The sequence below is a fragment of the Cedecea davisae genome (assembly GCF_044095835.1).
GTDB classification, from domain to species: Bacteria; Pseudomonadota; Gammaproteobacteria; order Enterobacterales; family Enterobacteriaceae; genus Cedecea; species Cedecea davisae.
On sequence record NZ_CP172054.1, the window covers coordinates 4,271,362 to 4,289,906 of the forward strand.

The 18,545-nt window shown below is 55.4% G+C and carries 19 protein-coding genes; 11 read left to right on the forward strand and 8 right to left on the reverse strand.

The annotated features are described in order from the left end of the window. Positions 1–6: 6 nt before the first annotated feature. From mzrA to ACG1VR_RS20390, 8 genes are all read left to right on the forward strand, one after another. Positions 7–384 carry an EnvZ/OmpR regulon moderator MzrA gene (mzrA, locus tag ACG1VR_RS20355; protein WP_016534670.1) on the forward strand — a complete coding sequence of 126 codons (378 nt, stop codon included), beginning with the start codon at positions 7–9 and terminating at the stop codon, positions 382–384. A gap of 176 nt (positions 385–560) precedes the next feature. After that, positions 561–929 (forward strand): DUF1090 domain-containing protein, encoded by a 369-nt coding sequence (locus ACG1VR_RS20360; RefSeq protein WP_039897856.1) that lies wholly within the window; start codon positions 561–563, stop codon positions 927–929. Positions 930–980: 51 nt separating this feature from the next. Beyond that, entirely contained in the window at positions 981–1,286 is a 306-nt protein-coding gene (locus ACG1VR_RS20365) for a YqjD family protein (RefSeq protein ID WP_016534668.1), read from the forward strand. Between the two features lies 1 nt (position 1,287). Then, the gene (locus ACG1VR_RS20370) at positions 1,288–1,683 is read left to right on the forward strand and encodes a phage holin family protein (protein ID WP_016534667.1); all 396 of its coding nucleotides are present in this window, start codon (positions 1,288–1,290) and stop codon (positions 1,681–1,683) included. Beyond that, positions 1,683–1,973, forward strand: coding sequence for a YqjK-like family protein (locus ACG1VR_RS20375; protein ID WP_016534666.1), 291 nt, complete (start codon positions 1,683–1,685; stop codon positions 1,971–1,973). Before ACG1VR_RS20370 ends, ACG1VR_RS20375 begins: the two co-directional genes overlap by 1 nt. Positions 1,974–2,189: 216 nt before the next feature. Next, the gene (locus tag ACG1VR_RS20380; protein WP_016534665.1) at positions 2,190–2,582 is read left to right on the forward strand and encodes a DoxX family protein; all 393 of its coding nucleotides are present in this window, start codon (positions 2,190–2,192) and stop codon (positions 2,580–2,582) included. Between the two features lie 74 nt (positions 2,583–2,656). Then, entirely contained in the window at positions 2,657–3,649 is a 993-nt protein-coding gene (locus tag ACG1VR_RS20385; protein ID WP_395489676.1) for a glutathione S-transferase family protein, read from the forward strand. Positions 3,650–3,753: 104 nt separating this feature from the next. Then, the gene (locus tag ACG1VR_RS20390) at positions 3,754–4,143 is read left to right on the forward strand and encodes a DUF805 domain-containing protein (RefSeq protein WP_016534663.1); all 390 of its coding nucleotides are present in this window, start codon (positions 3,754–3,756) and stop codon (positions 4,141–4,143) included. A gap of 54 nt (positions 4,144–4,197) precedes the next feature. Here the strand turns inward: ACG1VR_RS20390 and mpl are convergent, their stop codons facing one another. Then, complete coding sequence (gene mpl, locus ACG1VR_RS20395; protein WP_016534662.1) at positions 4,198–5,583, reverse strand: UDP-N-acetylmuramate:L-alanyl-gamma-D-glutamyl-meso-diaminopimelate ligase; 1,386 nt, start codon at positions 5,581–5,583, stop codon at positions 4,198–4,200. 175 nt (positions 5,584–5,758) lie between these two features. On the opposite strand from mpl, the gene fbp reads away from it, so the two are divergent. Together fbp and ACG1VR_RS20405 are read left to right on the forward strand one after the other, a co-directional pair. After that, on the forward strand, positions 5,759–6,757 hold the full coding sequence (gene fbp / locus ACG1VR_RS20400; RefSeq protein WP_016534661.1) for a class 1 fructose-bisphosphatase: 999 nt from the start codon (positions 5,759–5,761) through the stop codon (positions 6,755–6,757). Between the two features lie 115 nt (positions 6,758–6,872). Then, positions 6,873–8,015: an IS481 family transposase gene (locus ACG1VR_RS20405; RefSeq protein ID WP_395488908.1), complete on the forward strand. Its 1,143-nt coding sequence runs from the start codon at positions 6,873–6,875 to the stop codon at positions 8,013–8,015. 110 nt (positions 8,016–8,125) lie between these two features. Here the strand turns inward: ACG1VR_RS20405 and ACG1VR_RS20410 are convergent, their stop codons facing one another. Both ACG1VR_RS20410 and ACG1VR_RS20415 read right to left on the reverse strand, forming a co-directional pair. Beyond that, positions 8,126–9,334 (reverse strand): IS256 family transposase, encoded by a 1,209-nt coding sequence (locus tag ACG1VR_RS20410; RefSeq protein WP_395488870.1) that lies wholly within the window; start codon positions 9,332–9,334, stop codon positions 8,126–8,128. Between the two features lie 86 nt (positions 9,335–9,420). Beyond that, entirely contained in the window at positions 9,421–10,974 is a 1,554-nt protein-coding gene (locus tag ACG1VR_RS20415; RefSeq protein WP_395489677.1) for a methyl-accepting chemotaxis protein, read from the reverse strand. 283 nt (positions 10,975–11,257) lie between these two features. Between ACG1VR_RS20415 and ppa the strand changes: the two genes are divergently transcribed. Beyond that, positions 11,258–11,788 (forward strand): inorganic diphosphatase, encoded by a 531-nt coding sequence (ppa, locus tag ACG1VR_RS20420; RefSeq protein ID WP_016534659.1) that lies wholly within the window; start codon positions 11,258–11,260, stop codon positions 11,786–11,788. Positions 11,789–11,839: 51 nt separating this feature from the next. Here ppa and ACG1VR_RS20425 read toward each other — a convergent pair whose 3' ends face one another. The 5 genes from ACG1VR_RS20425 to tamA form a co-directional block, all read right to left on the reverse strand. Then, complete coding sequence (locus ACG1VR_RS20425) at positions 11,840–12,190, reverse strand: type II toxin-antitoxin system ChpB family toxin (RefSeq protein ID WP_016534658.1); 351 nt, start codon at positions 12,188–12,190, stop codon at positions 11,840–11,842. Continuing rightward, positions 12,184–12,435, reverse strand: a complete 252-nt coding sequence (locus ACG1VR_RS20430; protein WP_016534657.1) for an AbrB/MazE/SpoVT family DNA-binding domain-containing protein — start codon at positions 12,433–12,435, stop codon at positions 12,184–12,186. Before ACG1VR_RS20430 ends, ACG1VR_RS20425 begins: the two co-directional genes overlap by 7 nt. A gap of 226 nt (positions 12,436–12,661) precedes the next feature. Further along, positions 12,662–13,006, reverse strand: coding sequence for a gamma-glutamylcyclotransferase (locus tag ACG1VR_RS20435; RefSeq protein ID WP_039897855.1), 345 nt, complete (start codon positions 13,004–13,006; stop codon positions 12,662–12,664). Positions 13,007–13,008: 2 nt separating this feature from the next. After that, positions 13,009–16,785: a translocation/assembly module TamB domain-containing protein gene (locus ACG1VR_RS20440; RefSeq protein WP_395489678.1), complete on the reverse strand. Its 3,777-nt coding sequence runs from the start codon at positions 16,783–16,785 to the stop codon at positions 13,009–13,011. Continuing rightward, the gene (gene tamA, locus ACG1VR_RS20445) at positions 16,782–18,518 is read right to left on the reverse strand and encodes an autotransporter assembly complex protein TamA (RefSeq protein ID WP_395489679.1); all 1,737 of its coding nucleotides are present in this window, start codon (positions 18,516–18,518) and stop codon (positions 16,782–16,784) included. Before tamA ends, ACG1VR_RS20440 begins: the two co-directional genes overlap by 4 nt. Between the last annotated feature and the right edge of the window lie 27 nt (positions 18,519–18,545).

Consider the following 18,545-nt stretch of genomic DNA (forward strand, 5'->3'; position numbering starts at 1 on the left):
GATTCGATGAAATTAGCTTTCACAGGCCGCCTTCGGGCGGCGCTGCTTGTGGGTGCGCTGGCGCTGGTCGCGCTGGTTATGTGGTCCGGCATGCAGAATAAAGATTCCACTCTTGAGATACGTGCCTCGCGGCAGGGCGGGAGCATACCTGACGGTTTTTACGTCTGGCATCATCTCGACGCCAACGGCATCCGCTTCAAAAGTATTACGCCGCTGAATAACACACTGCTGGTTACTTTTGATTCCAGCGCACAGAGTGAAGCCGCAAAGGAAGTGCTGAACCGTACGCTGCCGCAGGGCTATGTTGTGGCCCAGCAGGACGGCGATAGCGACGCGCTGGCATGGCTCTCCATCCTGCGCCCTGACCACAATCATCTCGGTTAATCACCCTTCTCTGAGTCCGAATTTATTATTACCCTCTGGGTTTTTAGTTGATTCATGACTATGCTTTATCTGTTTTTACCGCTCATTATCAGCGCTTTTAAACGAAACTCTGGAACGACGCATAGGGTATTATCACCCGATAATTTGTGCATCGTCTTACAATGGAAGGTCAAATCATGAAATACCGCACCGTACTGGCTCTTGCTTTACTCACCCTGACTTCTGCCGCTCAGGCCGCTTCGCTTTGCGGTGAAAAAGAGCAGGATATTCAACGCGAGATTGGCTATGCGGAAAAACACAATAACCAGCATCGTATTGATGGCCTGAAAAAAGCGTTGAGCGAAGTGCGCGCAAATTGCAGCGACAGCAGCCTGCGCGCCGAACACCAGAAAAAAATCACCCATCAAAAAGAAGAAATTGAAGAACGTAGAGCCGATCTCAATGAAGCCCGCCAGAAGGGCGACCCGGAAAAAATTGCTAAACGCGAGAAAAAACTGGCAGAAGCTGAAGACGAATTGAAAGCTTTAGAGAAGCGTGATTACTGAGACAGGTAGTCGCAGACTTTAAGGATCCACCTCAAACACTCGGAGAGAATTATGTCAAAAGATACTACGTCAGAACATTTGCGCGCTGAGTTGAAATCCCTGGCAGATACGCTTGAAGAAGTCCTGAGTGCTTCCACGGACAAGTCGAAAACCGAACTGGATAAGCTGCGCACCAAAGCAGAAAAAGCGCTCAAAGAGAGCCGCTCTCGTCTCGGCGAAACCAGCGAAGCCATCGCCCAGCAAACCCGTGAAGCCGCGGCAAAAGCTGACGATTATGTTCGCGAGAACCCGTGGACAGGCGTTGGGATTGGTGCGGCGGTAGGCGTCGTACTGGGTGTGCTGCTGGCTCGCCGCTAAGATGGCTGATTCTCATCAAAGCCAGGGGCCGGGCAAGAGCGTGCTCGGCATTGGTCAGCGGCTGGTCACCATTCTGGTTGGAATGGTTGAAACCCGCCTGCGCCTTGCCGTGGTTGAGCTGGAAGAGGAAAAAGCGCATCTCGTTCAGCTGCTGCTGATGCTCGGCCTGACGATGCTGTTTGCCGCTTTTGGCCTGATGAGCCTGATGGTGCTGGTTATCTGGGCCGTTGATCCGCAGTATCGCCTCAACGCCATGATTGCGACCACCGTGGTACTGCTCTCTCTGGCGCTGATCGGCGGTATCTGGACGCTGAGAAAATCCCGGCAGTCGACTTTGCTGCGCCATACCCGGCGCGAGCTGGAAAACGACCGGACCCTGCTGGAAGAGGATAAGTAATGAGCGATGCAGAACGCACTAAGCGTAAGGCGCATCTGCTCAGCCAAATCCAGCAACAGCGTCTCGACCTCAGCGCCACAAGGCGGGATTGGTTGCAGGTGACCGGCCCTTACGATCGCGGCTGGAACACTCTGCTAAGCCTGCGCAGCTACGCCATGATAGCCAGCAGCGTGCTGGCTATCTGGTCGGTACGGCACCCAAGCCTGCTGATGCGCTGGGCGAAGCGAGGTTTTGGCGCCTGGAGCGCCTGGCGAATGATCCGCAACGCGCTGAATCAAAACCCACGCTAGCCCCCACAAACACCGCCTCGATGGCGGTGTTTTTACTTTTGCCGCTTAGTTCACTCAGGATATTTGAAGGACTTAGACAGTTTTCCTTGCTAACAATCCTTTTTCACCCCGTCTATTATCCTCTCCATCGACGGCAAGCACCGGTAATCACTGGAGTTTGCGCCCCCTTTAAGTCCTGGCAATGAACGCCGGAAAAAAGAACCGCTGGAGAGTAAAATGAAAAAATTAGAAGATGTTGGCGTCCTGGTTGCTCGTATTTTAATGCCAATCCTGTTTATTACCGCTGGCTGGGGCAAAATCACCGGTTATGCTGGCACTCAGCAATACATGGAAGCGATGGGCGTGCCGGGCGCACTGCTGCCGCTGACTATCCTGCTGGAGTTCGGCGGCGGTCTGGCTATCCTGTTCGGTTTCCTGACCCGTACCACCGCGCTTATCACCGCGCTGTTTACTCTGCTGACGGCGTTCCTGTTCCACAGCAACTTTGCTGAAGGCGCGAACTCCATCATGTTTATGAAGAACTTCACCATCGCGGGTGGTTACCTGCTGCTGGCCGTCTTCGGCCCGGGCGCAATCAGCCTCGACCGCGTACTGAATAAAAAGTGGTAAGCGTTCTATACTGATGAACACTGAGAAAGCGAAGACATTGTCTTCGCTTTTTTGCTATTGAGGAGGAGAAAAAAATGGGGCAACTCATCGACGGCGTCTGGCATGACGTCTGGTACGACACCAAATCGACCGGCGGCCGCTTCAAGCGCACCGAATCCGCCTTCCGCAACTGGCTGACCGCAGACGGCACCGCCGGTCCAGACGGTAGCAAAGGCTTTGCCGCCGAAAAAGATCGCTATCATCTGTATGTCTCCCTCGCCTGCCCGTGGGCGCACCGCACCCTGATGGTTCGCAAGCTGAAAGGTCTCGAGCCCTTTATCTCTGTTTCCGTAGTACACCCGCTGATGCTGCAAAATGGCTGGACGTTTGGCACAGACTTCCCGGACGCAACCGGCGACACTCTTTATCAGCACGATTTTCTCTATCAGCTCTATCTTCAGGCAGACCCGAACTATACCGGGCGCGTTACGGTGCCGGTGCTGTGGGATAAGAAAAATCAAACCATCGTCAGCAACGAGTCGGCTGAAATCATCCGCATGTTCAACACGGCGTTTGATGCGCTTGGTGCGCGAGCAGGAGACTACTACCCCGAAGCGCTGAGAAGTGAGATAGATGAGCTAAACGGCTGGATCTACGACTCGGTGAATAACGGCGTGTATAAAGCAGGATTCGCCACTTCGCAGGAAGCCTATGACGAAGCCGTCGACAAGCTTTTCATCTCTCTGGAACGTCTTGAGCAAATCCTCGGCCAGCACCGCTATTTAACCGGTAACCAGCTGACCGAGGCGGATATTCGCCTGTGGACGACGCTGGTACGCTTTGATCCGGTGTATGTCACCCACTTCAAATGCGACAAACGCCGCATCAGCGACTACCCCAATCTTTACGGCTTCCTGCGCGACATCTATCAGTTGCCGGGGATAAGCGAAACGGTGAGCTTCCCGCATATTCGCAACCACTACTATCGCAGCCATAAAACGATTAACCCAACCGGTGTTATTTCCGTCGGCCCTGCGCAGGATTTAGACCAGCCGCACGGGCGCGATGTCCGGTTTAGCCGGGGTTAAGAATATTCACCACAACAATGATTTACGGCCCAGATTTTCACGACTATTCTTGAAACGATCGCTTATCTATCGGGTGATTTTCGGATAATCAAGGCGGGCCGTAAATGGATTGGTATTTCAAAGCATTAAGAAATTATCTTGGTTTTAGCGGCCGTGCACGCCGCAAAGAGTACTGGATGTTCCATCTGGTGAACTTCATTCTGGCTGGCGTACTCAGCGTGCTGGACAGAATGCTTGGACTTCATATCTATAAAGATGAAGGAGCGCTCACCACAATTTACAGCATCCTGGTTTTCCTGCCGCTCTGGGCAGTACAGTTCCGCCGCCTGCACGATACCGATCGTTCCGCATGGTGGCTTCTGCTGCTGCTGATCCCTGTCGTTGGCTGGCTGATTATTCTGGCGTTCAACTGCCAGAACGGGACGCCAGGCGTTAACCGCTTCGGTGTGGATCCTAAGGTAACAGACACATTTAAAGTGGCTGGCTCGCTTTAAACAAAAAGGGCGTACCCGAAGTACGCCCTTGACCGCATGCTACACGGGCTTGGCTTAAATAGCCTGCTCGTCCGCAAGTTCCGCTTTTTTAGCCAGACCGTTCAGCAGCTTCTGATGAATGCCGCCGAAGCCGCCATTGCTCATCACCAGAATATGGTCGCCGGGCTGCGCTGTTTTCACAATCATATCGGCCAGCGTATCCACGTCCGCACTCCAGTGCGCTGGCTGCACGCAGGCCTCAGCCACTTCCGCAACCTGCCATGGAATATGCTGCGGTTGCAGCAGGAAGACTTCATCTGCACGCCCCAAAGATGGCGCCAGATCGTCTTTGCAGACGCCCATTTTCATGGTGTTTGAACGAGGCTCCAGCACCGCCAGAATGCGCGCCGTTCCGCCAACTTTACCGCGTAGCGCAGCAAGGGTGGCCAGAATTGCCGTCGGATGATGAGCAAAATCATCATAAACGGTTACGCCATTAGCTTCACCGCGCAGCTCAAGGCGGCGGCGTGCGTTAACGAAACCGCCCAGTGCCTGAGCGGCATCTGCCGGCGTGACGCCAACATGCCGGGCGGCGGCAATCGCCATCAGGCCGTTATGCATATTGTGTTCGCCCACAAGCTGCCAGTTCACGGTGCCGACGCACTCGCCGTCCAGATAGACTTCCCACTGGGAGGCATCGGTCGTCAGCTTTTTAGCCTGCCAGTGGCCCTGCTCGCCAACCAGTTCCTGCTCGCTCCAGCAGCCCATTGCCAGGGTTTGCTTCAGGTTTGCGTCGTTTTCCGGCCAGATAATTTTCCCCTGGCCCGGCACGATGCGCACCAGATGGTGGAACTGCTTCTGGATGGCTTTCAGATCGTCGAAGATATCCGCGTGGTCGAACTCAAGGTTATTGAGGATCAGCGTGCGCGGGCAGTAATGCACGAATTTGGAACGCTTGTCGAAGAACGCGCAGTCATATTCGTCGGCTTCAATCACGAAGAATGAGCTGTCGCCCAGGCGAGCAGAAACCTCAAAGTTCCCCGGTACGCCGCCGATGACAAAGCCCGGCTTATAGCCGCAGGCTTCCAGAATCCAGGTCGCCATTCCGGCCGTCGTGGTTTTACCGTGAGTACCGGCAACCGCAATCACCCAGCGGTCGCGCAGCACAAAGTCATGCAGCCACTGCGGGCCGGACATATAAGGAATGCCCTGCTCCAGCACCGCTTCAACACAAGGATTACCGCGCGTCATCGCGTTGCCGATAATCACCAGGTCAGGATGCGGGTCGAGCTGGCTGGCGTCATAACCTTCGATTAACGAGATCCCCTGCTGTTCAAGCAGCGTGCTCATCGGCGGGTAAACATTGGCGTCCGAGCCAGTCACTTCATGCCCTAAAGAGCGAGCCAGCATCGCCAGGCCGCCCATAAAGGTGCCACAGATCCCTAGAATATGAATGCGCATACGAAACTATCCTTTCTTTGTTTGGCGCACATTCTAACCGTATGGCCTCCGGGGCGAAACGCATTTCAGGATATTCCTTAACTTGCTGGCGCGATTCACCTGTGCGCGATGTTTTGAATATTTGTTAAGATTGTTGCGATCGTTTTATCCAACATAATGATGCAGGGAAAGTGTTATGAAAACGTTAGGTGAATTTATTGTCGAAAAGCAGCACGAGTTTTCTCATGCTACCGGTGAGCTTACGGCTTTACTGTCGGCGATAAAGCTGGGCGCTAAAATCATCCACCGCGATATCAATAAGGCCGGTCTGGTCGATATCCTGGGTGCGAGCGGTGCCGAAAACGTGCAGGGCGAGGAGCAGCAAAAACTCGACCTGTTTGCGAATGAAAAACTCAAGGCAGCGCTGAAGGCACGCGGCATTGTGGCAGGTATTGCCTCCGAAGAAGAGGATGACATTGTCGTCTTCGAGGGCGCGGAGCAGGCCAAATACGTGGTGCTGATGGACCCGCTTGACGGCTCTTCTAACATTGATGTCAACGTCTCGGTTGGCACCATATTTTCTATCTACCGCCGTATCACTCCCGTAGGCACTCCGGTAACCGAAGAGGACTTCCTGCAGCCCGGCAACAAGCAGGTTGCAGCGGGATATGTGGTTTATGGCTCCTCGACGATGCTGGTTTACACCACCGGCTGCGGCGTTCACGCCTTCACCTACGATCCTTCACTCGGCGTATTCTGCCTGAGCCAGGAACGTATGCGCTTCCCGGAGAGAGGCAACACCTACTCCATTAACGAAGGCAACTACATTAAATTCCCGAACGGCGTGAAGAAGTACATCAAATTCTGCCAGGAAGAAGATGCGGCCAGCAAGCGCCCTTACACCTCGCGCTACATTGGCTCTCTGGTTGCGGACTTCCATCGTAACCTGCTGAAAGGCGGGATTTACCTTTATCCAAGCACCGCCAGCCACCCTGAAGGCAAACTGCGTTTGCTGTATGAAGGCAACCCGATGGCGTTCCTTGCGGAACAGGCCGGCGGCAAAGCCAGCGACGGTAAAGAGCGTATTCTGGACATCATCCCAACCACCCTGCACCAGCGCCGCCCTTTCTTTGTCGGCACTCAGCACATGGTTGAAGACGTCGAGCGTTTTATTCGCGAATACCCGGACGCCTGATTTCTTTCTTCTCACCCTCTCCCATCTGTACATACCGGAGACATGGTGAACACTTGTTCGGGGACATGGTAGACACTTACAACTACGGCATAAGAACCCTCTTCCGGAGTCGCTTATGCCCTGGGATGCGAGAGATACCATGTCATTACGTCACGAGTTTGTTCACTTTGCCTCGCAGGACGGGGCTAACATCCGGGCGCTCTGTCGCCACTTCGGCATCGCGCCCGCCACCGGATATAAGTGGCTTTGCCGCTTTCTCGAGGCCGGACTTCCCGGCCTCGCTGACCGCTCACGGGCTCCCCATCATTCTCCCAACGCCACCGCCGCTCAGGTGGCTGACCTGTTACAGCAGGCACACCTGGCCCATCCCCGCTGGGGAGCCCGCAAGATTAAGGCCTGGCTGGAAGCGCAGGGGCACCACCTTCCTGCCGTCAGTACCGTGCACAACCTGATGCACCGTCACGGCCTGCTACCCGGTGTACCGCCGGGTATCCCCTCTGCCGGTCGCTTCGAACACGGCAGGCCGAACGCCCTCTGGCAGATGGATTTTAAGGGACACTTTCCCTTCGCCGGTGGGCGCAGCCATCCCCTCACGCTGCTGGACGACCACTCCCGGTTTTCACTCTGCCTGACGCACTGCGACAACGAGCGGCGTGAGACCGTGCAGTCACATCTGACAAAGGTGTTTGAGCGCTATGGCCTGCCGGAGAGGATGACCATGGATAACGGGGCGCCCTGGGGAGACACCACCGGGACCTGGACCGCGCTGGAGCTGTGGCTGATGCGTCAGGGTATCCGGGTGGGGCACTCGCGGCCTTATCATCCCCAGACGCAGGGCAAGCTCGAGCGTTTTCACCGCAGTCTGAAGGCGGAGGTTCTGCAGGGGAAATGGTTCACGGACAGCGACCAGCTCCAGCGGGTATTTGACCACTGGCGGGAGGTCTATAACTTTGAACGCCCGCATGAGGGACTGAATATGGCGGTCCCGGGTTCGCGCTATCAGCCTTCGGCCAGACAGTACAGAAGCGATGCTCCCGGGCCGGAGTACGATGACGGCGTGGCGGTAAGAAAAGTGGATATCAGTGGAAGCCTGAGCATCAGAGGTATCAGCCTGAAAGCGGGCAAAGCGTTCAGGGGAGAGCGAGTGGGGCTGAAGGAAAGCGGTGAGGACGGTTGTTATGAGGTGTGGTGGTACAGCACGAAAGTGGGAATGATCGACCTGAAGAACCGGTCGATCATCATGGGTAAAAGATGTTAAAAGGTGTTCACTATGTCCCCGAACATCTGTCTACTATGTCCCCGGAACGTACACATCGGGGAGAGGGTTTTTAGCGACCCTGTAAATAATTCTGTGTAACTGCCATCGTGTTAAAGGTGATCGCTCAGGCGGTCACCGAACTCGATAATAAAACGGCTCATCGCCAGCCGCCAGTTCTGGATCGGCATGCTCCATTTTTTCGATGCTGCCTGTATCGCCAGATACACCACCTTCCGCACCGAGTCATCCGTCGGGAACACCTTGCGTTTCTTTATAGCGGCACGGATAACGCTGTTCAGCGATTCGATGGCATTCGTGGTGTAGATAGCTTTTCGGATGTCAGGCGGATAGCCGAAGAACGTATTGAGATTTTCCCAGTGCGCACGCCAGCTTTTGCTGATTTGCGGATATTTGTCATCCCATTTTTCTGCGAACGCATCCAGTGCCATCAGCGCGGCAGCTTCTGTGGGGGTCTGATAAACGGCTTTCAGCCCGCCCGTGACCGCTTTGTAGTCTTTCCACGCCACGTATTTCAGGCTGTTACGCACCATGTGGATGATGCACAGCTGGATGTGAGTCTGCGGATAGACGCTGTTTATCGCATCCGGGAAGCCCTTCAGGCCATCCACGCAGGCAATCAGGATGTCCTGAAGGCCGCGATTTTTAAGTTCCGTCAGCACGTTCAGCCAGAACTTTGCACCTTCATTTTCAGCCAGCCACATCCCCAGAAGCTCTTTCCGGCCTTCGGTATTGATGCCCAGCGCCAGGAACACCGCTTTGTTAATCACGCTGCCGTTCTGGCGAACCTTAACAACAATACAGTCCATATAAACAATGGGATAGAGTGCATCCAGCTGGCGATTCTGCCATTCGGCGACCTGCTCTTTAACGGCATCCGTGACTTTTGAAATCAGGGCCGGTGACACATCGGCATCGTAAATCTCTTTGAACGTATCGACGATTTCCCGCGTGGTCATGCCTTTGGCGTACAGGGACAAAATCTGGCTGTCCATCTGCGTGATACGCGTCTGATTCTTCTTAATCAGCTGAGGCTCAAAGGTATTTTCCCGGTCGCGCGGCGTGTTCAGCTCGATTTCACCGTCGTCGCACAGCAGCGTTTTTGAAGAGTAACCGTTGCGGGTGTTGGTGCCAGTTTTAGGGGCATTTTTCTCGTGCCCGAGGTGGTCAGTCAGCTCTGCATTGAGCGCCGTTTCAACGGTCAGCTTCGTGAGCATGCGGGAAAACTGATTGAGGTCAGCCTCAGTTTTAAGGCCTTTGGCCAGCTCAGCCGCAAGGGCTTTAAGTTTCTTCTCGTCCATAATTTGCCTGTCTCCGTTGTGGGAGTGAACATATCAAAAACAGGCAATTACACAATTTTAATTACAGTCTCTTTTTAGCGCTTCACTTAATAGCGAAATGACGCCATCGCCGTAACCAACTGCTGAGACTGCTCTTCCAGCGAACGGGTTGCCGCCGTAGACTCTTCCACTAACGCCGCGTTCTGCTGAGCCGCTTCATCCATCTGGCTCACGGCAATATTCACCTGCTCAATTCCGTGGCTTTGCTCGTTAGAAGCGTTGGCAATTTCACGTACCAGCCTGGTCATACGCATAATTTCTTCGGCGATTTCATCCATTGTTTCACCGGCCTGCTGCGCCAGTTCGCTACCCTCGCCTACATGCGTCTGAGAGTCAGAAATCAGGGTGCGGATCTCTTTGGCCGCTTCGGCGCTACGGCTTGCCAGAGTGCGAACTTCACCGGCTACCACGGCAAAACCACGCCCCTGCTCCCCGGCGCGAGCCGCTTCCACCGAGGCGTTGAGCGCCAGGATATTGGTCTGGAAAGCGATGCCGTCGATAACGCTAAGAATATCTGCAATACGGCCGGCGCTTCCTGAAATATCACGCATTTTTTCAATCACGTAGCAAACCATTTCACTGCCGCGGTCGGCGGTGTCGGAAACCACTTTAGCCAGCTTATGGGCCTGCTCGGCGTTATCGGCGTTTTGCTTCACGGTGGCGGTGATTTGCTCCATGCTGGCTGCGGTTTCTTCCAGCGAGGTTGCAGTGGATTCAGTACGCTGGGAGAGGTTGAGGTTGCCTGCGGCCAGCTCGCGGCTGCCGGTATCAATCTGAGATGATGCGTCGCGCACGCGGCTTACCGAGTCCACCAGAGAGGTCCGCATCGCCACAATCGCTCCGGCAAGGCGGCCAAATTCGTTGTTACCGGTTTGCGGCAGCGGCTGGGTTAAATCACCTTCGGCGACAAACTCCAGCTGGTGAATGGCTTCATCCAGCGGCTTAAGCAGCAGATGGCGCAGCGCCAGCCACACCAGCACAATGATGGCGGCAGTCAGCAGCGCGGCAAGGATAATAAAGCCAAGAACGATTTTCTTATGCAGCTGGACGCCAGCCACTTCGCTGTTGCCGCGGGCTTCACCCCAGCGCTGAAACGCCTGCACGTCGGTATCAAATTTCTGCCCAAGCGGGATCAGGCTTTTTTCCAGCAGATCGTAATAGTCGTCCGGGCTTTGCTTTTGCAGCGCCGCCAGCATCGGGGCAATCCCCTGAGCCTGATAGGCTGCATAGCTTTTGGCCAGACTTGCCAGAAGAGCATCGCCCTGCTCGTCGCTCACGCCGCTGTCGATAACAGATTTTAGATTTTTCTGCGCCTGCTCTACTTCGACGGTCACATTTTTAGCCGACTTCGTCGCATCATCCAGCATGCCGATTTCCATCTGCCGTACCGACTGACCGGCCTCATTACGGGCGCGCAGCAGCAGAATATAACCATCGCTGACGCGCACCATTTGCTCACCCTGCAGGCGATTAATGCGCTCAAGAGAAGCGGAACTTTGCTGCAGGGCATAAATGCCAATGCCGCTAACAACCAACAGCAGGAACGTCATAACTGCCAACAGCGTCAGCAGCCCCGTGCGAATCGACAAATTTCTCAACATGCTTAATTCCCGGTTTAACGATGGCTCATGAATAAAGTAGTGAGCGTGTTATCGGCAATTTTAGGAAAATGTTTAATCAATTTGCGTTATTTGCGTACGTTAAGTGCTTGTTGCCATGACGTTTAGCGCAGGCAGGTTCGCACGGTTATCCGGGCAGGCGGCCGCGCGGGAGGGCCGTTTAGCGTAGCGTCTTAGGCCGTTGGGGAAAAACAGCAAAAGACATTTAACCGCAGTTGGCTATAATATCGGGCACTTGAAATACACCAGTTTAAAGGAAAGAGACATGAGCTTACTCAACGTTCCAGCGGGTAAAGATCTGCCGGAAGATATCTACGTTGTTATTGAAATCCCGGCTAACGCTGACCCAATCAAATACGAAGTAGACAAGGATAGCGGCGCGCTGTTTGTTGACCGCTTCATGTCTACCGCGATGTTCTACCCGTGCAACTACGGTTACATCAACCACACCCTGTCTCTGGACGGTGACCCGGTAGACGTTCTGGTCCCAACTCCATACCCGCTGGAGCCAGGCAGCGTGATTCGTTGCCGCCCTGTTGGCGTGCTGAAAATGACCGACGAGTCTGGCGAAGACGCTAAACTGGTTGCTGTTCCGCACACCAAACTGAGCAAAGAGTACGATCACATTAAAGATGTGAACGACCTGCCAGAACTGCTGAAAGCGCAGATCACTCACTTCTTCGAGCACTACAAAGACCTCGAAAAAGGCAAATGGGTGAAAGTTGACGGCTGGGACAATGCCGAAGCTGCCAAAGCAGAAATCATCGCCTCTTTCGAACGCGCCGCTAAGAAGTAATTCTCAGCCTGCGAGTAAAGAGCAAACACCGCCTCCGGGCGGTGTTTTTGTTTATTCGAGGATGGCCTGAAGCCTGGCTAAAACTTCCTCAACAACGTCTAGCGGAGCGGCCTCAAGTTTTTGTGCCCCGCGGCATTCAAGATCGACCATTCTGGCCTGGTTAACCAGCACCACGCCGCAGGTCTCCGTCCCGCATCCGCTCAGGGAAACGGCAAAACCTGCGTCCCTTGCGTAATTTCCGCCCTGAGTGATGGGTGCCACCAGCACCGTGCCCGTCTGGTTAAACGCCCGGGTTGAAAGCACCAGAGCAGGACGGCCTTCCCCCTGTTGCTCCCGGCCAACGGCGGGATTGAACCCCACGAGAACGATATCGCCCCTTTCAAAACCCCCACGTCTCACCATACTTCTTTCCCGACCGGGTTATCCTTGCCCCAAATCTCTTCTTCAGACACTTTTGGCGCCGATGGGTCACCCAGAGCCAGCAGTTCGTCCAGAGTGTACTTTTTCCTTACGGGTTTCATAATCAGCTGATTGTTAAACACTTCCGCCTCCATACTTTGCCCAATCTTGAGCCCTAGCTCATCCATTAATGCACCGGGAATGACCATACCAGCACTGTTCCCCCATTTTTTGATGGTGATGCGCATCTCTCTCTCCTGCCGGGTGTGTTATACAAAGTATAAACACAACAACATGAGACTGCGCCAGTTATAAAACTGATTCAGACGCATGAACAGAACAAAATGTGAGCAGAGTTTAATTTTGGAATGGGCTTCCCACGGAAAAATGTACGGCGGATCAAGATGACAAAATAATGGAAGGCCGCAGGGATAAAAAAACGGCTACCTGTTGGGGTAGCCGCTTTAGATGTGCTTAATACTTTTCTCGATCCAGCCAGTTCCCGCTGTCGATGCGCGTTAGCCCGTCCACCGGGCGCTGGTAAACGTACATCCAGGCTCCGCCGTAAGGTGTCTGAATCAGCTGGCGTCGGTACTCGCCCCCTTTGGTGCGCAGTGCATCCAGCTCGGAAAGTGTGGAGGCGTCTATCCGGTAAACTTCACCCGATACGATGCCATCGCCCGGCACGGCGCCTGGATAATGCCCAAGGCTATACAACACGTAGTTTTCCTGCGTGTGGTCGCCCAGCCACTGGGCGTTGGTCATCCAGTGGCTGTTACCTTGTTTGCGTCGTAAACTGCCGTAAACAAATATTCGCATTGCTAAAACTCAAACTGATAGAGCAGATCTAGTGCCTGATCTACGCCAGACACCGCTTCCAGATATAGCTTAGGCATCAGACGATAACGCAGCGTTAACGTCGCCAGAGAGTCAAAAATACCTACGCCATATTTAACCTGAAGACCCGGCAGTACATAGCCGCTGACGACCACCTGGGAAGAGTCTCCTACCCCTGCGGTGTCGAGCGCCAGGTTGCTTACGCCAAACGTCTCGCCGATTTTACCCACAACCTGACCACTTTGTGCAACCCCCAGACCCACAAGCATTGAAGTCATCGCGTCGCCATCGTTGCCGGAAGTGTCTAATCCCTGGCCGCGAAGCAGGTAGGACAAGGCTTCCTGCTGTGACATCGCCGGGTCAGAGAAGATTTCAGCTTTCGGTTCGTCGGCAGGCCCGGTAACCCGAACGCCCGCCGTGACGTCGTTTTCCGTCGCTTCAGGGTTACGCACCGCTTCAATGTTGAGATACGGGTTATCCGGCGGGCCGGAGAACAGCAGCTCGCCTTTGCGCACGATAAGATCCTGCCCATAAGCATGGAAGCGCCCCTGCGGAATGCTGATTTGGCCGTTCAGACCCAGCCCCTGCTTATCCTGCACCATTTTAAGATCGCCGGTGAGGCGAGCTTTCAGGCCGAAGGCATCCAGCCGGACATTATTGCCAACGTGAATCGTCAGATTGCTGTTGATTGGAATACTTGCCGACTTCGGATTCACCGGTTTCAGATCTTTATCCAGCATCACTTCATCGCTGGATACGCCCACCGCGCTGCCCGGCACATCGTGGACCACGATACGCGCCCACGGCACGTCAACATTGCCGTTAAGGGTGAACAGGCTCGGGGTTGCCACAAACTCGATATCCGGGGAAACGTCCAGCCGCACCATCGGCGGCACTGTGATACGCACCTTGCTGCCCTTCGCGGCAATACGCGCCCGCCAGTTGTCGATTTGCGTCCAGTCTGCGTCGCCGCTGAGGACTATTTGCCCCTGTTTGGTTCGCACCACGCCCTGCAGCGTTGAATTCATGCCGTTGAAGTTCATTGCAATCTGGCTCGGCTGCATTTCGAACGGCATAAAGTTGCCTTCAACATCAACGCCGTTGAGTTGCATCTGCCCAAACATCTGAGGACGTTCAAGGTTACCGCCAAGACGCAGGTTAGCATTCAGCGTGCCGTCTGCTTTCTCGCCGCGCGAGAAGATAGCGTTGGCAATAGCCAGCGAGAAGTTACGAATATTGACGTTGCCGCCCAGGTTACGCCGCCCCTGCGGGTCGGTTATTTGCACCTGGCCGTCGAACTGCCCGTTGTTCGCCACTTTGACCAACCAGCCCAGCTGGGCGCGATTGTTCTTCAGCTCAGCGTTCAGGTTTAGCGTATCGAAGGCGACCGGCAGCGTATTTCCGTTAACCACCTGCGCGACCTTCACGCCGCGCCCGCTAAGCGTGACCTGGCCCTGAGGCAGGCCGCCGGACTCGCTGTCCCAGCTCACATCCGCTTTACCGGTAAACACGCCGCTGGCCTGAGTCTCTTCCGGCATCACCGGTTTTAGCATCGCCAGGTCGAAGCGGTTAAGGTTCACCACCGCGCGGCCTTTAGCTCCGGCGTCAATGGTTTGCGGTACGCAAAGCTCGGCGTTCGGGTTAACCCAGCAGTGTGGGCCAATCGCAATCTTCTGTTCTTTATTACGGAAGTCCAGCGTTAGCTCGCGGTTCAGCGCCCACGGGCCAACCGGCGTGTCGAAGCGCGTATCGGTCAGCTTGCCGCGCCAGCGCTCTTCATTGCGGTCAAAGCTGCCGCTGAGGTTCAGCCGCCCGGAAACGGGTTCGCCCTGAATACGCAGCTGAAGCTGGTGCTGCTTTTCATCGCCTTTCGCATCCAGCGTAACCAAATCGACCTTCACGCCGGGCTGAACAACGCGCTCTACGCGCAGGTTGAGGTTGCCGCCGATTTGCTCACTCGACTTCACGTCGCCTTTGAGCAGCACGCGGGCAACGGTCAGTTCCTGCCAGCGCAGGCTATTTGCCGTGAGGTCAGCCAGCAACTGCGGCGCTTTCACATCGCCACGCACCTTGATGATGCCTTTCGCCGTGCCGCCGAGGCCCGGCAGCGCATTATCCAGGTTTGGCGCATTAATGTTGGCGTCCAGGTTGAGATCTTTCTCGCCCAGCTCGCCCTTCACATCCACCGTGTTGCGCCCCAGCTCAATGTGCAGGCCTGGCACTTTCCACTGCATGTAGTTGTTGCCCTGGAGTGCGCCCTGAACGTTCACTTTGTTCTGTTTCACGTTTCCGCTGAGCTTCAGCTCGGGAATATCCATCTGCCAGCTGCCGCCGTACAGGCTGCCGCGGGTTTTGATATTGCCGTCCAGCTTCGCGGGCCAGTCCGGGAACTGCTTCGCGGTATTGATTCCTGCGAGGGTAAGTTCGCCGCGCCAGCTAATCGCTTTGCTCCAGTCCACCAGCGCCTTCAGATCGGTATTGCCCTGAAGCGCAGCCACCCGCAGTTTGTCGAGGCTAAACTGCTGCTCGTTGCCTTTGCCATCAAGCGTTATCGTGGCGGGTGGAACCTGGTCGCCCTTCACGGCGGTGCTGAACGAAAGCTTGTAGTCGGTCATCTTGCCGGTCAGGCGCAGCTTGATGTCATCCGCCTGGTACTGTTTTTCACCGCTCAGCGGCCAGGCAAGCTGCTTGCTGTCCAGCGCGATATTCAGCGGCAGTCCGGCCTCCGCAAGCTTCGCCTGAGCATTCAGTTGCATGCCCACCGGCCCTGAAAGGTTAATGCCGACTTTCAGCTCGTCGCGCAGCGCGCCGCCGACTTTCATCTTCACCTTTTCACCTTTCAGCGGGTCGATGTTCAGCGTGCTGTTAAGGGTCAGATCTACCGGCCAGTTATCCCGCAGCTGGGCGCTGCCGGTGGCGTTCACCAGCCCCTGGGAAGAGTCCACGTCCAGCGCGTCCAGCTTCAGGTTACCGTCGATGCTGCTGACTTTGAGCAACAGCGAATTAATCATCAGATCGGTGTCGCCCGTCAGGCGCAGGCGAGCGCCGCGGAATTCCTGAATATTCAGATTCACCGGCAGGTTTACGTCTGCCATTTCCGGCAGCAGCGGCTTCTCGAAGAGCTTCTGGAGCGTTTCCCCAAGCGGAGCTTCGCCAGGCTGCGGGTTCTGGATCTTCGGCTCCACCACTTCTTCTTTTGCCACCTGCGCGGCTTTCGGCAGGGCAATAAGCAAGCCTTCAAGGCTGGTTGGCGTCAGCGTGAGATTTCGCTGCTCCCAGCTCAGGCCGCTGGAGAAATCCATCACCGAAACGGTGGTGTCGTCGATTTTAACGTTGACGTTGTTCAGCGCCACGCGGCTGAGGGTGATGGGATATGGCGTGGAGAGGTTGAGCGGGCCGCTGTCCTGCTCTTCGACTGGAGCAGACGGCGGCATTTTTTTACTGTCGATAGCGACATCGACATTTTTTAGCGAGAAGTCATTCACGCACAGGCTGCTGTGCCACAGGCAGTTGAGCTTAACCGCAAGATGCACTTCGCCCGCTCGCACCGCAACACCCGGCTGCTCGTAGCTCAGGTTCTTCAGCGTCAGGTTGCGCCAGCCGCCGTCGACCTGGGCGATGTGCAGCCCCGGCACCCAGCGGTTAGCCCCTTTAAATAGCAAATGCAGGCCCGGTGTAGTGCCGACCAGGAAACCTAGTGCCGCAACCAACAAGACAATAACAGCCAACACCGCGAGGCTTATTTTCTTCCAACGACTCATAATTCAGGCCCCAAACCGATGTAAAACTGTAAACCGTGCTCTTCTTTATCGCCAACCGGCACCGCAAAATCGAGCTTGATTGGGCCAACGGGAGACTGCCAGCGAACCCCAACGCCCGCGCCGGTTTTGAAATTACTGCGCTTGATGTCGTTAACCGCTTCGCCGGAGTCAACAAACGCCGCGCCCCACCATTTACCGGTCACGTTGTACTGGTATTCCAGCGAGCCGGTTGCCAGCTTGGACGCACCGGTCAGCTTGCCGTTGCTGTCCTCAGGCGAGATAGATTTGTATTTGTAGCCGCGAATGCTGCGGTCGCCACCGGCGAAGAAACGCAGGTCCGGCGGGACTTTCTTGAAGTTGTTGGTTTCTATCCAGCCAAGGTTGCCGCGCACCACAAAACGGTGTTTTTCATACAGCGAGCGGATCCAGACGTTTTGCGCCTGGAAAACGCCAAAGTCGACGTCTGAACCCCATGTCGTGTTGGAAACATCAATTGAATACCGCTGTGAATCACCCCACGTAGGCATCAGGCCGCCGCGCGAACGCGTACGGTTCAGGCTAACGCCCGGGTAGAGCAGCATCGTGGTGTTGGTGACGTCCGCCTGGGTAAAGTGGTCGAGGCTCCAGCGCAGGTTAACCGCGCGCTGCCAGCCGCTCGACATATCCCAGTAGCGGGAAAGCGCCACGGTTGTTGAGTCAGATTTTGTATCGTTCAGATCGGTGCGTTTGAAGCCGCCCTGCACCAGATAGTATTGCTCCAGCGGGCTTTTGAGCAGCGGCACTTTATAGCTGAAGTCCAGCGTCTGCTCCGGGCCGGAGAGGCTGGTGCTGGTCGTCAGGCTGTGGCCGTACGAGTTCATCCACGGCTTTTTCCAGCTGGCTTTCAGGCGTGGGCCTACGTCGGTTGAATAACCCACACCGGTTTCTATCGTGTTCTCGGTACGGGGAGAAACTACGCCGTGCAGAGGCAGCACTTTGGTCTGCCGGGACTTTTCAAATTCTGGCGCCACAACCACAGAGTTAAACCAGCCGGTTGCCGACAGGCGGCGGTTAAGCTCGGCCAGATCGCTCGACTTGTAGTAGTCACCCGGCTTAAACGGGATCAGGTTTTGCAGGTACTCTTCGCGAATTTGCGAGCCTTCGAAAGTGACGTCACCAAAGCGGTAGCGCTCGCCGCTGTCGTAGTCGATATCCCAGAACGCCTGGTGTCTGTCCAGCGAAACGTCTAGCTGGCTTTTGCGGAAATCACTGTCGAAGTAGCCTTTACGCAGCGCAACGCTGGAAAGCCCTTTTTTGAAGTTGTCGTAATCGGCGTGATCGAGAACGGTGCCGATTTTTGGCCGCTTGGTTAGCAGCTCGAGATAGTCTTTGTCGGTACGTGCACCGCCGCGCAAAATAACATCAGTGCCGCCAATTAACACCGGCGGGCCTGCGTCTACTTTCGCGAGCAGTACCTGTCTGCCACCGTTTGCCGGAGGCGGACGAAGGGTAAAATCAATCGTCGGCTCGTAATAGCCGAGGGCTTTTAGCCCTTCACGAATAGCGTCGTCCACGCGCGCCTGGAAACGGCGATCCGGCGTGACTTCATCACTTTCGATAGTTGAAAGCTGGGCACGTACGTTTTTTTGCAGCTCGCCGCTGAGTCCCTCAACCTGCAAACGCACGTTCGCTGCGCTGGCCCATGTGCTCGCCACACACAGGCTGGTAATACATAAAGTACGGATTGCTGGCACGTTTTCTCCTGAATATCCTTGTTCCCA